This window comes from Acinetobacter sp. 22301 (assembly GCF_052045285.1).
Classification (GTDB): domain Bacteria; phylum Pseudomonadota; class Gammaproteobacteria; order Pseudomonadales; family Moraxellaceae; genus Acinetobacter; species Acinetobacter pittii.
The window spans coordinates 1-16702 of the sequence record NZ_JBQEOR010000003.1 but is presented as its reverse complement, the minus strand read 5'-3'; the positions used below and the strand labels follow the sequence as shown (position 1 = coordinate 16702).

Below are 16702 nucleotides of genomic sequence, written 5' to 3'. Positions count from 1 at the left end.
GTTTTATTTAGACAATAAAAAACCTTCTTAATTTAAATCTAAAGATCATTATTAAGAAGGTTTACACTTTAATATTTTATAAAAACTTTATAAAACCATTGCAGCGATCCAGCCAAAAATTAATAGCGGAATATTAAAGTGAATAAAGGTAGGTACGACTGTATCCCAAATATGATCGTGTTGCCCATCTACCCCTAAACCAGCTGTTGGCCCTAAGGTTGAGTCAGAGGCTGGCGATCCAGCATCACCTAATGCTGCTGCTGTACCAATAAGTGCAATTGTTGCTAATGGTGAGAAACCAAACTGCACACATAAAGGCACATAAATAACAGCTAATACAGGAACACTTGAGAAAGATGAACCAATACCAATTGTCACAAATAAGCCAATACAAAGCATTAGGAAAGCAGCAAGCGCGCGGTTATCTCCAATAATCTCGACTACCCCATTTACTAACTGATTAATATCACCTGTATGGGTCATGACCGAGGCGAAACCGGCAGCAGAAATCATAATGAAGCCTACTAAAGCCATCATTCGCATGCCTTGTACAAAGACATCATCTGCATCTTGCCATTTAAAAATTCCGGCAGTAGATAGAACAGCAAAACCGACTAAGCCACCCAAAATCATCGAACCTGAATATAGCTGCGCAGCGAGCGTTAAGCCAATTGCGAGTAGTGCCATCAAGATTGTTTTCTTTGCAATAACTGGTGCTTGCTCTGCTTCATGCTTTAACTCTTCAGCATCTGCTTTTAAGTCGGCTGTTTCAACTTGAGTAGTTGCACGAATAGGTTTATCTAAATCAATCGTAGTCACAGGCGTAATCGCACGATCAGCATAAATTCTTGGCTTACGGTAGCTAATAAATACAGCAACCAAGGTGCCTAATACCATACCTAAAACAGGAATGGCCATGCCAATTGGCATCATTGCCCGATCAACATGTAAGCCGTACGCTGCCCCAATTTTGTTGATATTTCCCATTAGAATCTGTTCAAGGAAAATTGCACCAAATCCAACTGGAAGAAAAATATAAGTACCAACCAAACCTAGCGTAAGTACACAGGCTGCGGCGCGGCGGTCTAATTTTAAATGGTTCATTACCCGTAGTAGTGGCGGAACCAGTACAGGAATAAAGGCAATATGAACTGGAATAAGGTTTTGAGAGAAAATAGCAGAAATTAATAAAATACCTAAGAGGAGATATTTCACTTTAGTCTGACGGCTTTTCCCAGCTTCCATTCCCAATAAACCAATCAGCTTATGAGCAAGTAAATCAGGTAAACCAGATTTTGATAGAGCCAGAGCAAATGCCCCTAACACTGCATAGGCAAGTGCAACTTCAGCACCATCGCCAAGACCAGCGTTAAAAGCTTCAACGGTTTGAGAAAGGCTTAAACCTGCTACGAGGCCGCCCACAATGGCAGAAACCACTAAAGTCAGTACGACAGAAACGCGCGCCAGTGATAATAAGAACATCACTGCAATCGCAATAACGACAGCATTCATGAATAAGTTCAGAGCAAAACAAAAGGCGATATTCTAGCAGATTCATATCTATGAAGCCGAAAATATCGCCTAATTAACAGTTTTATGCAGTTATTTCACTGTTAAGCTTGAGATTTAATAAACTCACGAATATGAGTTGCTATTTTCTCTGGCTCACTCAGAATTGCCCAGTGATTTGCATTAAGCTCTACATATTCAAATTTTTCAACCCACTTTGGCATAGCCTCAGTGATGTATTCAGGACTCACAAAAGTATCATATTTTAAAATAACAGCCTTAACTGGACACTGTGCATAACGTTGACGTGGGCCAGTTAAGCGAGGAATAAAATTGGCACGATATAAATTAATGCCATATTTACCATCAGCATTAATATTATTATTTAAAGGTAAATTACTTTTCCTTTCCAACTGAGTAAGAACTTTACCCCATTTTTCAGGACTAAATAGAGACCATACAGTTGGTGCTAATAACGGAAGATGAAATGCCCCGATATACCAAGATTTGGTTAATATTTTTAAGATTTGAGTTGGTGAAGATTTAAATTTATCACGTAAAAATAAAGCGGCATGATCAAGACATGGTCCAGAAATGGTGGTGTATGATAATAAACGACCTTTGAACTTAGGCTCAGTGACCGACTCCCAAGACTGAATCGAACCCCAATCATGTGCAGCCATATGGAATTGACGATTTGGCAATAACTCATCAACAACTTCTTGAAGGTCTAGAGATAAACGCTCTAAACGGTAATCACGTATACGTTTTGGTATAGATGATAAACCAGCTCCACGTACATCGTAAGTAACAATGTAGAAGTCATTAATCAAATGCTCAATGATTGATTCCCATACTTCTTGATTATCTGGATAGCCATGTACTAAAACCAAGGGAGTATTTTTTTCGTCACCCCATGTTTTAGCACAAAGCGTTTGTTGATCACTTGTTGTTACTGTATGAACTTTTGGCTGCATAATCATTTCCTATCTTGTTTTTCAATCGATCATGTCGTTAGTCGGATAGAGCATTGCCATCAATATAAAAAAGATGATACTTATCTAGTATGAATACTGTTGCAATAAAAAAAATTGACTATTATGGCTATTTTAAGAAGACTTCAGAACAATCCTACGATTTCAAAATTTCTATTTAATCACTATCCCCCTTATCGTGGCGCAGGGATTTATATTGAAATCATGAATTTAGAACTTTGCCATGTGCGTGTAAAAATGCCACTGACTTGGAAAAACCAAAATTTAGTCGGTACACATTTTGGTGGAAGCCTTTATTCAATGGTTGACCCATTTTATATGATGATTCTTATGCATCATCTCGGATCAAAATATATTGTTTGGGACAAAGCTGCCGAAATCAATTTTCTTTCTCCAGGACGCAGTACTGTACATGCAGATATTCGAGTTGATTTAGCTGAAATAGAACAAATTCGTGAACTTGCCGAGAACTATGAACCTGTTTTAAGAACTTATCATCTAAACATTTTTGATGAATCTGGGGTAAGAATTGCAGAGGTTCAGAAAACGCTTTATATCAGACGTAAAAAAGCGAAACCTTTTCCTCAATAAAAAAATAAGCGCTAAAAGCGCTTATTTTTTTATTTGTTAATTTTTTATCTTTTCTCTTCAATTGCAGCACCAGCACCACCACCGATCGCACCGCCAATTGCAGCACCAGAGTCACCACCAATCAGTGCTTTACCTACGACTGAACCGATACCAGCACCAATCGCACTCTTAGTCGTTGTCTGTTTACTGCCGCCTTGGGTATTAGAACCTACGCCTGCACCTACCGCTGCGCCTAAGCCTGCACCAATACCTCCACCTACATGGTTACCTAAACCACCACCAAGTGCTCCACCTGCTGCTGCTGCACCAATACGTTGGTCAGATGGGCTCATATTTTGGCAGCCTGTGAACATAAGTGTAGACAACATTAAAGCAGAAACTAATCCAATTGTTTTTTTCATGACCGTTCTCACAATGATCTGTTCTAGAGAAAAGAATAATCCCCTTTTATGAGGAATTTGATCAGATTGTGTTATCTGTCTGTCCTAATCGATTGATATTTTGTAAAGCTCTGCCTTTTATATTTATTAAGCAAAATTTTAATTATAAAAAAGAAGTCTTTAATCACATAAAGACTTCTATGGTTTAACAATTATTAAGGATATTTTTAGTACTTCCCTTTCTTCTCTTCATAGGCTGCACCAGCACTACCACCCAATGCTCCACCTGTAGCAGCACCAGCATCGCCACCAATAATTGCTCCACCTAATACAGCGCCGACACCAGCACCAATTGCACTATTACGTATGGTTTTACTGCTAGACCCTTTTGCATTAGCCGCAACACCTGCACCGAGTGCCGCTCCTAGACCTGCACCGATATTACCGCCCACATGTTTTCCTACCGCACCACCTGCGCCACCACCAATAGCAGCTGAACCAATACGTTGACTTTCTGGGCTTGCATTCTGACAACCAACAAACAAAGTTGTAGACATCAGGCCAACACTAACAATCATCATCATTTTTTTCATTAGATTTACTCCAGTCTTCATAAGCAGGTAGCCTAATGTGTTTTTGTGGAGTCTTTATCCCGCTTAAGTAATAAAATAATGGCTCTTTAATATGTTTATGTAATTACAATTTAAAATTGTTATAAATAAATGTATATAAAAAAGGCACCCTAAGGTGCCTTTTTTAGTGCCAGTCTAAACTTAGAATTGTTCAGAGTTTAATGCTTGGCTAAATGCTTGGTCTACTTCGCTGAAGTCATTATGAAGCTCATGCTCTGCAGCTTCTGCTTCTTGACGACGACGCTCTAAGTGGTATGCAAGACCAGTACCTGCTGGAATCAAACGACCTACTACAACGTTTTCTTTCAAGCCACGTAAATCATCTTCTTTACCTGTTACAGCCGCTTCAGTTAACACACGAGTTGTTTCCTGGAACGATGCAGCAGAGATGAACGAGTCAGTAGAAAGCGATGCTTTCGTAATACCCATCAATTGACGTTCAAACTTCGCAGGGAACTTGTTCTGAGCCAAGACAGCTTGGTTCTCTTGAACAACGCGGATGTAATCCACTTGCTCGCCTTTAATAAAGCTTGTATCACCGCCATCAGTGATATCAACTTTACGCAACATTTGACGTACGATAACTTCAATGTGCTTATCGTTGATTTTTACACCTTGGAGACGGTAAACGTCTTGAACTTCGTTCACGATGTAGTTAGTTAATGCAACTTCACCTTTCAAACGCAAGATGTCATGTGGGTTTTGTGGACCATCAGAAATAGTCTCACCACGGTTCACATGCTCGCCCTCGAATACGTTGATTTGACGCCATTTTGGAATCAATTCTTCGTAAATCTCAGAACCATCATCAGGAGTAATTACCAAACGGTTTTTACCCTTAGTCTCTTTACCGAAGCTTACAACACCTGATACTTCAGCAAGAATTGCATGCTCTTTTGGCTTACGCGCTTCGAACAAGTCAGCTACACGCGGAAGACCACCGGTAATATCACGAGTACGTGATGTTTCTTGTGGTACACGACCAATAACGTCACCCACACCAATCGTTTCGCCATCACGGACAGTTACGATTGTATTTTGTGGCAAGAAGTAGAACTGTTCGCCGCCATCTGTTGTATCCAACACGATTGCAGGACGTAAATCCTTACCAGAAGCAGGACGAGCTGTTACAGGCAAGATTTCAACAGTAGTCATACCAGTTGCATCATCAGTTTTCGATGTTGCAGTTACGCCATCAGCGATTTGGCTGAAGCGCGCTTTACCAGCAACTTCTGTTACCAATGGATGTGTATGCGGATCCCAAGTCGCTACGATACCGCCAGCTTCTACAGCTTCACCATCTTTCAACAAGATGCTTGCACCGTAAGGAAGTTTATAACGCTCGCGCTCACGACCTAAATCATCGGCAATACCAATTTCACCTGAACGTGAAACTGAAACCAAGTGGCCTTTTGCATGTTGTACAGTTTTCACGTTATGGAAACGTACAGTACCTTTGTTACGTACTTGAACACTGTTCGCAGCAGAAGTTCGGCTCGCAGCACCACCAACGTGGAACGTACGCATCGTTAACTGTGTACCTGGCTCACCGATTGACTGTGCAGCCATTACACCAACTGATTCACCTGGGTTCACCAAGTGACCACGTGCAAGGTCACGACCATAACAACGAGCACATACACCGAATGTTGATTCACATGCGATTACTGAGCGTACTTTAACTTCATCGACACCAGCTTCTTCAAGCTGAGCTGCGATTTTCTCGTCAATTAACGTACCGCGAGGTAATACAACTTCATCATCAGATGCACGACGTACATCTTCAGCAGTTACACGACCTAAAACGCGGTCACGTAATGGCTCGATGACATCACCACCCTGAATGAATGGAGTCATTACTAAACCACCCGCTGTACCACAGTCAGGTTCAGTAATTACCAAGTCTTGCGCTACGTCTACAAGACGACGAGTCAAGTAACCAGAGTTCGCAGTTTTCAATGCTGTATCGGCCAAACCTTTACGCGCACCGTGTGTTGAAATAAAGTACTGAAGTACTGTTAAACCTTCACGGAAGTTCGCTTTAATCGGAGTCTCAATAATCGAGCCATCCGGTTTTGCCATCAAACCACGCATACCAGCAAGCTGACGAATCTGCGCCGCACTACCACGGGCACCAGAGTCAGACATCATATAGATGCTGTTGAATGATTTTTGTTTCTCATCTTCACCTTGTTTGTTTTTAACAAGTGTATAAGACAAGTTATCCATCATTGCTTTAGCAACTTGGTCGTTTGTACGCGCCCAGATATCGACAACTTTGTTATAACGCTCACCAGCAGTTACGAAACCTTGTTCGAACTGTTGTTCGATTTCACGAACTTCTGTTTCTGCTTTATCAATAATTGTGTGCTTAGTAGGTGGAATGAGCATGTCTTCCATACCTACAGATACACCTGAACGAGTCGCTTGACGGAAGCCCAAGTACATTAATTGGTCAGCAAAGATAACTGTATCTTTCAAACCAAGTTTACGGTAGCAAGAGTTGATCAATTTAGAGATGTTCTTTTTAGTCATCTCAAGGTTGATCATGTCAAAGCTTAAGCCTTGTGGAACAATTTCCCAAAGCAAACAACGACCAGGTGTTGTATCAACAATAATAGTTTGGTGTTCACGTTCACCATTTTCATTGATAACAGTTTGGTGTACACGTACTTTAACACGCGCATGGATAGCAACCTGTCCAGTAGCAAGTGCACGGTTTACCTCATGAGTATCCGCAAACACCATGCCTTCACCTTTGGCATTTACAGCATCACGTGTGATGTAGTAAAGACCCAAGACAACGTCCTGAGAAGGAACAATGATTGGCTCACCGTTTGCTGGTGACAAGATGTTGTTTGTTGACATCATCAATGCACGAGCTTCTAACTGTGCTTCAAGTGTCAATGGAACGTGTACCGCCATTTGGTCACCATCGAAGTCGGCGTTAAACGCAGCACAAACGAGTGGGTGAAGACGGATTGCCTTACCTTCAATAAGAATAGGTTCAAATGCTTGAAGACCTAAACGGTGAAGTGTTGGCGCACGGTTCAACATTACTGGGTGTTGACGAATTACAGAAGCAAGAACGTCCCAAACTTCCGGAGTCTCACGCTCAACCATTTTCTTCGCAGCTTTAATGGTAGTTGCCTGACCTGAAGCTTGTAGTTTCGCGAAAATGAATGGCTTGAATAATTCAAGTGCCATTTTCTTCGGAAGACCACATTGGTGAAGACGTAAAGTAGGACCTACAGTAATTACCGAACGACCAGAATAGTCAACACGCTTACCTAATAAGTTCTGACGGAAACGACCTTGTTTACCTTTGATCATATCTGCCAAAGATTTTAATGGACGCTTGTTAGAACCAGTAATTGCACGACCACGACGACCGTTATCAAGCAATGCATCTACAGACTCTTGTAACATACGTTTTTCGTTACGTACGATGATATCTGGAGCAGCAAGGTCAAGAAGACGCTTCAAACGGTTGTTACGGTTAATGACACGACGGTATAAATCGTTCAAGTCAGAAGTCGCGAAACGACCACCTTCAAGTGGAACTAATGGACGTAAATCAGGTGGAAGTACCGGAAGTACATTCATCACCATCCATTCTGGCTTGTTGTTTGAATCTTTGAATGCTTCCATCAATTTCAAGCGTTTAGACGCTTTTTTCAACTTCGTTTCAGAAGTTGTTTGAGGAATTTCTTCACGTAAACGTGCGATTTCAGCTTCAAGATCGATATCTTTCAACAAGTCCTGAACCGCTTCTGCACCCATTTTCGCAGTGAATTCATCACCGTGTTCTTCAAGTGCATTGAAGTATTCTTCGTCTGTTAAAAGTTGATACTTTTCAAACGGAGTCATACCTGGGTCAGTTACAACGTATGATTCGAAATACAATACACGTTCGATATCACGAAGTGTCATATCTAATAATAAACCGATACGGCTCGGTAACGATTTTAAGAACCAGATATGTGCAACTGGAGAAGCAAGTTCAATGTGACCCATACGTTCACGACGAACTTTCGCTGTAGTTACTTCAACGCCACATTTTTCACAAATGACGCCTTTGTATTTCATACGCTTGTATTTACCACACAAGCATTCGTAATCTTTTACTGGACCAAAAATTTTGGCACAGAACAAACCGTCACGTTCAGGTTTAAAAGTACGGTAGTTAATTGTCTCAGGTTTTTTAACTTCACCATGAGACCATGACTTAATCATTTCTGGTGACGCAAGACCAATACGGATACGGTCAAACTCAATTGGTGCATGACCATCTGAGTCCGTTTTCTTACGCATGATATCGAGCAAGTCTTTCAATTTTTTTCTCCGTGTGTCGGGAAGCAACGCTTACCCGACTGGGTCACAAATATTGTTTTTACCTAAAAAATCGTGAGTCTTACGACTTAATCACCATTTTTCAGTTCAATGTTGATACCTAAAGAACGGATCTCTTTGGTCAATACGTTGAACGATTCAGGCATACCCGGATCCATATAATGGTTACCATCTACAATATTCTTATAGATGCGTGTACGACCTTCAACGTCATCCGACTTAACAGTTAACATCTCTTGGAGAGTATATGCTGCGCCGTAAGCTTCGAGTGCCCAGACCTCCATCTCACCGAAACGCTGACCACCGAATTGTGCTTTACCACCAAGCGGTTGCTGTGTAACAAGAGAGTAAGAACCAGTTGAACGCGCATGCATCTTGTCATCAACCAAGTGGTTCAATTTGAGCATGTACATGTAACCTACAGTTACAGGACGATCAAACTGTTCACCAGTACGGCCATCAAACAATACTGTTTGACCTGTACGAGAGATACCAGCTAACTCAAGCAAGTCTTTAATTTGGCTTTCTTCAGCACCATCGAATACAGGAGTAGCCAAAGGTACACCTGCACGTAAGTTGCCTGAAAGTGCCAAGACTTCAGCATCAGTTAAGCTATCAAGATCTTCTTGCTCACCACCGACTTTGTTATAAATCTTGTCTAAGAATTCACGCAGTTCTAAAACTGTACGCTGTTCTTTCAACATTTTCTCGATTTTATCACCAAGCCCTTTAGCCGCCATACCTAAGTGAGTCTCAAGAATCTGACCCACGTTCATACGAGATGGTACGCCCAACGGGTTCAATACGATATCTACTGGTACACCGTTAGCATCGTGTGGCATGTCTTCAACAGGTAAGATGTTAGATACAACACCCTTGTTACCGTGACGACCAGCCATCTTATCACCAGGCTGAATACGACGTTTAACAGCTAAGTAAACTTTAACAACTTTCAATACGCCAGTTGTTAATTCATCACCTGTTGCAAGCTTACGTTTCTTCTCAGCGAATTTCTCGTCAATTTCTGCGCTCTTTTCTTTTAAGAACACTTGAATTTGAGTTAAACGCTCAGCGATTGCTTCATCTGCCGGTTGAATTTCAAGTAAATCAACAAGCTCTAAACCAGATAACACTTCTTCAACGAGTTTGTCACCACGTTTAGTTGAACCACCGCCATTAGACTCTTGGCCTTTAAGCAAACGAATTACACGCTCACGAGCTGCTTCTTCAAAGATCTTGTATTCTTCTTTCAAGTCTTTACGGTAAGCATCAAGTTGTGCTTTTTCGATCGCCAATGCACGGTCATCTTTCTCTAAGCCATCACGAGTGAAGACTTGAACATCGATAACTGTACCTTTTGTACCAGATGGAACACGTAAAGATGAATCTTTAACGTCAGCTGCTTTCTCACCAAAGATTGCACGAAGCAATTTTTCTTCAGGAGTTAACTGTGTTTCACCTTTAGGCGTTACTTTACCAACGAGGATGTCACCTGCTGTAACTTCAGCACCGATATAAACAATACCTGATTCATCAAGTTTAGAAAGTGCAGCTTCACCAACGTTAGGAATATCAGCAGTAATTTCTTCTGCACCTAACTTAGTATCACGCGCTACACAAGATAATTCTTGAATATGAATAGAAGTTAAACGGTCTTCTTGAAGTACACGCTCAGATAATAAGATCGAGTCTTCATAGTTGTAACCATTCCAAGTCATGAACGCAACGCGCATGTTTTGACCAAGCGCAAGCTCACCCATATCTGTAGACGGGCCATCTGCCAAGATATCACCGCGAGCAACTTTGTCGCCCAAATTCACGATAATATTTTGGTTGATACAAGTGTTCTGGTTAGAACGCGTATATTTAATGAGGTTGTAGATATCTACACCTGCCTCACCAGCGATCATTTCATCTTCGTTTACACGAATAACGATACGAGAAGCATCTACGTATTCAATTGCACCACCACGGTTTGCGATTACACACACACCTGAGTCACGTGCAACGTTCGCTTCCATACCTGTACCTACAAGCGGTTTATCCGCACGTAGAGTAGGAACTGCCTGACGTTGCATGTTTGAACCCATAAGTGCACGGTTCGCGTCATCGTGTTCAAGGAACGGAATAAGTGATGCAGCAACAGATACGACCTGCTGAGCAGAAACGTCCATATGCGTCACTTTTTCTGGTGGCATACGTACGAATTCACCTTGATGACGAACAGAAACAAACTCTTCTGTTAAGTTGCCATCTTTATCTACTGCAGAATCGGCCTGTGCAATAACAGTACCTACTTCTTCAATCGCAGAAAGGTATTCAACTGCATCAGTTACTCGACCATCTACCACTTTACGGTAAGGTGTTTCCAAGAAACCAAAGTCATTTGCTTTTGCATATACTGAAAGCGAGTTGATCAAACCAATGTTTGGACCTTCCGGCGTTTCAATTGGACATACACGACCATAGTGAGTTTGATGTACGTCACGTACTTCAAAGCCCGCACGTTCACGTGTTAAACCACCAGGCCCAAGCGCTGATACACGACGCTTATGCGTAATCTCAGATAATGGGTTGTTTTGGTCCATGAACTGAGATAATTGGCTTGAACCAAAGAATTCTTTGATTGCAGCTGCAACTGGTTTAGCGTTAATTAGATCTTGTGGAGACAAGTTATCTGTTTCTGCTTGGCTTAAACGTTCTTTAACTGCACGTTCAACACGAACTAAACCAACACGGAATTGGTTTTCAGTCATTTCACCAACAGAACGTACACGACGGTTACCCAAGTGATCGATATCATCGACTTCACCTTTACCGTTACGGATTTCAACTAATGTACGTAATACATCAATGATATCTTCGTGCGATAAAATACCTTCTACTTCACGTGACTTCTGGTCAGTACCAACTTCGTATGGACGACCCAAACGACGGTTGAACTTCATACGACCTACTGGAGATAAGTCATAACGCTCAGAAGAGAAGAATAAGTTATTGAATAAGTTTTCAGCAGCTTCTTTTGTTGGCGGCTCGCCTGGACGCATTACTTTATAAATTTCAACTAATGCTTCTTCACGACCAGCTGTTGTATCTGCACGTAAAGTGTCAGCAACAAACGAACCACGGTCAATATCGTTCGTAAACAAGATATTGAACTGTTTAACACCACCTTCTGCCAACTTCACCATAACTTCATGGCTTAACAAAGTATTCGCAGCAATTACTTCACCATCACGCAAAGTAATATTTTCAGCAGTGATACGCTCATATAAGTATTCATCAGGAACTGAAAGTTTTGTTAAACCAGCAGCTTCCATTTGACGTACGTGACGAGCATTAATACGTTTACCTTGCTCAACAATAACTTTACCGTCATTGTCAGCAATATCAAATTGAGCCATTTCCCCACGTAAACGTTCAGGGACTAGGTCAATCTGGTAACTGCCCATATCAAGATACACAGGTACTTTTTCATAGAACAAATTCAAGATTTGTTCGTTGTTATAACCTAGTGCACGTAACACAACAGTAGCAAGTAATTTACGACGACGGTCAATACGTACGTAAACTAAGTCTTTTGCATCAAATTCAAAGTCTAACCATGAACCACGGTAAGGAATGATACGTGCTGAATACAACACTTTACCACTTGAGTGGGTTTTACCTTTATCGTGATCAAAGAAAACGCCTGGTGAACGATGTAATTGAGATACGATTACACGCTCAGTACCATTAATGACGAATGTACCATTTTCAGTCATGAGTGGGATTTCACCCATATAGACTTCTTGTTCTCTTACGTCTTTAATTGATTTAGTTTCGCGATCTTTAATAATCAAACGAATTTTAACGCGCATTGGTGCCGCATAAGTCGAACCACGAAGAATACATTCGCGTACATCGAACTCAGGTTTACCAAGGCTATACTCAACAAATTCTAAAGCAGCATTGCCAGAATAACTTTCGATAGGAAAAACTGAACGAAATGCGGCTTGGAGACCGATATCTTCGCGGTTTTTTGGAGTTTTGCCATCTTGCAAGAATGTTCTGTACGAATCGACCTGAATCGAAAGTAAGTACGGTGCATCCATTACTTGGGGCAATTTACCAAAATTCTTACGGATCCGTTTCTTTTCGGTATATGAGTATGCCATCTGGAGTCCTCGGAAAGTAAACTAAGCCCGCCTGCAGAACGGGCTCAGAAGGAATTACGCAGGCCGATATGGCCACCACTGTTTACAAATGCTGCAATTTTTAGTGGTATAAAAACGCTTAACAATATTTTTAAAAAAGAAAAATATTGGTAAACATTTGAAATTACTTGTCTTATTTTGATTTTCTCAAAAATCAAACAAAACTAACAAAAATCGAGCCGATTATTGTAACGCAAAAAGGCTGATGACCCAAGAGCCATCAGCCATTTTATGGAGCCGATTTAAAAACCGACTCCTTTTACAATTACTTAAGTGTAACTGTAGCACCAGCTTCTTCAAGTTTCTTCTTAAGTTCTTCGCCTTCTTCTTTAGAAACGCCTTCTTTAAGAACTTGAGGAGCACCTTCAACTAGGTCTTTAGCTTCTTTAAGACCAAGGCCAGTTGCTTCACGAACTGCTTTAATTACAGCTACTTTGTTAGCACCGAAAGAAGTCAACTCAACGTTGAATTCAGATTGTTCTTCAGCAGCAGCAGCAGCGCCACCAGCTGGAGCAGCAACAGCAACAGCTGCAGCTGAAACGTTGAATTTCTCTTCGAAAGCAGAAATTAATTCAACAAGTTCAAGAACAGTTTTTTCAGCAACTGCGTTTAAGATTTCTTCGTTAGTTAAAGCCATGAGAATAACTCCAAATGGATATTGAATGGTGTGTAAAATTGATTAAGCAGCTTCTGACTCGTTTTTCTCTTTGAGCGCTGTAATAAGGCGACCCAATTTCGAAATAGGAGCTTGAAGGACAGAGGCAAGCATAGTAAGAGCTTTCTCTTGGTTCGGAAGGTTTGCAATTACGCTAACGTCAGCACCTTGATAAACTTTGCCGTCAAATGCAGCAGCTTTTAATTCAAATGCTTTGTTAGTTTTAGCAAAATCTTCGAACAAACGTGCAGCTGCACCCATGTCATCTTCAGAAGTTGAAAAACCTAGAATTGTTGGACCAACAAGGTTGTCGTTCAAGATATTGAATTGAGTATCTTGAAGTGCGCGTTTAGCTAAAGTGTTACGTACAATACGTGTAGAAACACCTAACTTACGAGCTTCAACACGAAGTGTTGTTAATTGCTCTACGCTTAAACCTTGGTAGTCAGCAACAACGGCTGCAAACGCCTTAGAAGCAACTTCACTTACTTCCGCAACGATCTGTTTTTTGTCTTCAATAAGAAGAGCCATTGTAAAACCTCCTAAGGTGATTTATGTACCCAATGGGCACACTCCCAATTCGTAAGCCTTTCGACTTACACGCGGAGGAGGAACAAATCACACCACCGCGTCTACGCAGGCTGGTTTATTAAGAAAAGTGCTATTCGAAAATGACATCTTTTCGCCTGAGGTCTTTGACGCTGATAAATTCTCATTTATCAATTCAAAGTCCGCCTGATGAGTAAGGGATAAAGCTTTGCCCTACCCAACCAAATAGAAAAATATTTCTATTTAAGTTCTGTCCCCAATCAGGACTTTAAAATTCTTTACTAAGTCTAAACTTAGTTAGAAACGTTGTTTACATCAACAGTAAGACCAGGACCCATAGTTGAGCTCAAAGTGATCTTTTTGATGTATACACCTTTAGAAGTTGCAGGTTTTAACTTTTTCAAGTCAGCAACTAAAGTTTCAACGTTTTGACGGATAGCAGCAGCATCAAAGCCTACTTGACCGATCGCAGCATGGATAATACCCGCTTTGTCTACACGGTAACGAGCCTGACCAGATTTAGCGTTTTTAACAGCATTCGCTACGTCAGGAGTTACAGTACCAACTTTAGGGTTTGGCATTAAACCACGTGGACCAAGAATTGTACCGAGCTTACCAACAACACGCATAGCGTCAGGAGCAGCGATTACAACATCAAAGTCAAGGTTTCCACCTTGGATGCTTTCAGCAAGGTCATCAAAACCTACAACATCAGCACCAGCTTCTTTAGCAGCTTCTGCTTGCGCGCCTTGAGCAAATACAGCTACACGTACAGTTTTACCAGTACCTGCAGGTAATGTAGTTGCACCACGAACAACCTGGTCAGATTTACGTGGGTCTACACCAAGATTTACAGCCACATCCAAAGATTCTTTGAACTTTGCAGCAGGTAGGCTGTTAAGAACTTGTACTGCTTCTTCCAAAGTGTAAACTTTGTTTGCTTCAACAGCAGCAGCAATGGCTTTTTGACGTTTAGTTAACTTTGCCATGTCTTATAGCTCCACTTCCAAGCCCATAGAACGTGCAGAACCAGCGATGGTACGAACACGTGCGTCTAAATCAGCACCAGTTAAATCCGGTTCTTTAGTAGTCGCAATTTCTTCTAACTGAGCACGAGTCAACTTACCAACTTTAGTTTTGTTTGGTACAGATGAACCCTTTTGAATACCAGCAGCTTTCTTAAGAAGAATAGAAGCTGGAGGAGTTTTCATGATGAATGTGAACGACTTGTCGTTGTACACAGTAATCACTACAGGAATTGGAAGACCTGGTTCAACTTTTTGTGTAGCAGCATTGAATTCTTTACAGAATGCCATGATGTTTACACCACGTTGACCTAACGCAGGACCAATTGGTGGAGATGGATTTGCTTTACCAGCTGGAACTTGCAGCTTGATATAGCCGTCAATCTTCTTAGCCATTTTAAAATACCTCTGGGTACAAACGCCGCTAGGCTCCCCAATCTTTACGCAACACTACTGTTACAACAACAATGCCCGATAAAATCGGGCGCTTTTCAACCAATTGAGATTAAATCGTTTTTTCGACTTGGCGAAACTCGAGTTCAACCTGAGTTGGTCGATTAAATACATTAATCGTCAACGTTAAACGTGACTTATCGTATTGAACCTCTTCCACCACACCTTTAAAGTCTGTGAATGGACCGTCAATAACAAGTAATTCTTCACCTGGCTCAAACATCGTTTTAGGACGTGGCGCTTCACCAGTATTACGTACACGCGCAAGAATCGCATCTGCTTCACGTTGAGTGATTGGTGCTGGTTTTTCAGGTGTGCCACCAATAAAACCTAGAACCTTTGGACATTCTTTAACGATATGCCAAGTATCATCATTCATTTCCATTTCGACTAACACATAGCCAGGAAAGAATTTACGCTCAGATTTACGTTTCTTACCATCCTTCATTTCCACCACTTCTTCGGTAGGAACAAGGACATCACCAAAGCTATCGGCAACAGCGCTACGCTGGATTCGTTCTGTAAGTGAACGCATCACTTGTTTTTCATAGCCAGAGTAGGCATGAATAATGTACCAACGTTTCATAGCTCTTTTACCCGATAATCAACTTAATTAACCAACCCAAACCATAGTCAAAGCACCATAAAACCAATGATGCGACAACTACAACCAATAGAACCTGCCACGATGTAGTGACTGTTTCTTGTTTTGTTGGCCAAGTTACTCGACGCAATTCGACTCGCGCATCTTTTAGCAAGCGAACGAAGCCTTTACCTTGATGGGTGGCGTATAATAAACCTAAAGCCACAACGATACAAGCAAAAATTGCCCCAACGCACACCCAAACATTATTTGCAGGTGCCCAATACGCTGGCAAATGTTGATTCACCATGGTAGCTAAAAGCAACAATGCTATTGCAATCACCCATAGAACAATATCTAAAGGCGAACCAGAACGAACAACTTCAGCAGAATTATTTCTTTGAGGAATTGGCGCGTCGCTCAATGCGTCACGCGATTTATCATTCGACATTTTTGTACTCGTCGTAGAACTCGCGACTTATTATATGAACAACTAAGCCAGCATCAAGCTTTTTATTTCAAAATATGGCAGGTCAGGAGGGACTCGAACCCCCAACATTCGGTTTTGGAGACCGACGCTCTACCAATTGAACTACTGACCTATAATGCAAGTTGAGAGCCAAAGCCCTCAACCTGAGACGTAATCCGTCACTATAATATGCTTATGCAGTTACTTTCGCAACAACACCAGCACCTACAGTACGACCACCTTCACGGATCGCAAAACGTAGACCTGGGTCCATTGCGATTGGGTGGATTAATTCTACTGACATTTCAACGT

General features: G+C 41.4%; 13 protein-coding genes, 1 tRNA gene and 1 pseudogene. 1 reads left to right on the top strand and 14 read right to left on the bottom strand.

Annotated elements, in window-relative coordinates:
- Positions 1 to 87 precede the first annotated feature (87 nt).
- Both ACTJJH_RS06545 and ACTJJH_RS06540 read right to left on the bottom strand, forming a co-directional pair.
- The gene (locus ACTJJH_RS06545; RefSeq protein WP_002114813.1) at positions 88 to 1512 is read right to left on the bottom strand and encodes a Na+/H+ antiporter family protein; all 1425 of its coding nucleotides are present in this window, start codon (positions 1510 to 1512) and stop codon (positions 88 to 90) included.
- Between the two features lie 101 nt (positions 1513 to 1613).
- Positions 1614 to 2492: an alpha/beta fold hydrolase gene (locus ACTJJH_RS06540; RefSeq protein ID WP_320124062.1), complete on the bottom strand. Its 879-nt coding sequence runs from the start codon at positions 2490 to 2492 to the stop codon at positions 1614 to 1616.
- Positions 2493 to 2609: 117 nt separating this feature from the next.
- Between ACTJJH_RS06540 and ACTJJH_RS06535 the strand changes: the two genes are divergently transcribed.
- The gene (locus ACTJJH_RS06535; RefSeq protein ID WP_005079397.1) at positions 2610 to 3095 is read left to right on the top strand and encodes a DUF4442 domain-containing protein; all 486 of its coding nucleotides are present in this window, start codon (positions 2610 to 2612) and stop codon (positions 3093 to 3095) included.
- Between the two features lie 44 nt (positions 3096 to 3139).
- On the opposite strand, the gene ACTJJH_RS06530 is transcribed toward ACTJJH_RS06535, so the two are convergent.
- The 12 genes and pseudogenes from ACTJJH_RS06530 to ACTJJH_RS06475 form a co-directional block, all read right to left on the bottom strand.
- Positions 3140 to 3496 (bottom strand): hypothetical protein, encoded by a 357-nt coding sequence (locus ACTJJH_RS06530; RefSeq protein ID WP_002115127.1) that lies wholly within the window; start codon positions 3494 to 3496, stop codon positions 3140 to 3142.
- A gap of 206 nt (positions 3497 to 3702) precedes the next feature.
- A complete protein-coding gene (locus ACTJJH_RS06525; protein ID WP_025464142.1) occupies positions 3703 to 4068 on the bottom strand; it encodes a hypothetical protein in 366 nt (121 codons plus the stop codon).
- 180 nt (positions 4069 to 4248) lie between these two features.
- Positions 4249 to 8442: a DNA-directed RNA polymerase subunit beta' gene (gene rpoC, locus ACTJJH_RS06520; protein ID WP_002114988.1), complete on the bottom strand. Its 4194-nt coding sequence runs from the start codon at positions 8440 to 8442 to the stop codon at positions 4249 to 4251.
- Positions 8443 to 8528: 86 nt separating this feature from the next.
- Entirely contained in the window at positions 8529 to 12617 is a 4089-nt protein-coding gene (gene rpoB, locus ACTJJH_RS06515; RefSeq protein ID WP_002114857.1) for a DNA-directed RNA polymerase subunit beta, read from the bottom strand.
- A gap of 304 nt (positions 12618 to 12921) precedes the next feature.
- Positions 12922 to 13293, bottom strand: a complete 372-nt coding sequence (rplL, locus tag ACTJJH_RS06510; protein ID WP_001229360.1) for a 50S ribosomal protein L7/L12 — start codon at positions 13291 to 13293, stop codon at positions 12922 to 12924.
- Positions 13294 to 13335: 42 nt separating this feature from the next.
- On the bottom strand, positions 13336 to 13842 hold the full coding sequence (rplJ, locus tag ACTJJH_RS06505; protein WP_002115099.1) for a 50S ribosomal protein L10: 507 nt from the start codon (positions 13840 to 13842) through the stop codon (positions 13336 to 13338).
- A gap of 311 nt (positions 13843 to 14153) precedes the next feature.
- Positions 14154 to 14849 carry a 50S ribosomal protein L1 gene (gene rplA, locus ACTJJH_RS06500; protein WP_005804118.1) on the bottom strand — a complete coding sequence of 232 codons (696 nt, stop codon included), beginning with the start codon at positions 14847 to 14849 and terminating at the stop codon, positions 14154 to 14156.
- Positions 14850 to 14852: 3 nt separating this feature from the next.
- Positions 14853 to 15281 carry a 50S ribosomal protein L11 gene (gene rplK, locus ACTJJH_RS06495; protein ID WP_001074682.1) on the bottom strand — a complete coding sequence of 143 codons (429 nt, stop codon included), beginning with the start codon at positions 15279 to 15281 and terminating at the stop codon, positions 14853 to 14855.
- 109 nt (positions 15282 to 15390) lie between these two features.
- Complete coding sequence (gene nusG / locus ACTJJH_RS06490) at positions 15391 to 15924, bottom strand: transcription termination/antitermination protein NusG (RefSeq protein WP_002115092.1); 534 nt, start codon at positions 15922 to 15924, stop codon at positions 15391 to 15393.
- 7 nt (positions 15925 to 15931) lie between these two features.
- Positions 15932 to 16372 carry a preprotein translocase subunit SecE gene (gene secE, locus ACTJJH_RS06485; protein ID WP_440600905.1) on the bottom strand — a complete coding sequence of 147 codons (441 nt, stop codon included), beginning with the start codon at positions 16370 to 16372 and terminating at the stop codon, positions 15932 to 15934.
- Positions 16373 to 16447: 75 nt separating this feature from the next.
- Positions 16448 to 16523, bottom strand: a tRNA-Trp gene (locus ACTJJH_RS06480).
- 60 nt (positions 16524 to 16583) lie between these two features.
- Positions 16584 to 16702: pseudogene (locus tag ACTJJH_RS06475) on the bottom strand (hypothetical protein); the annotation flags it as partial.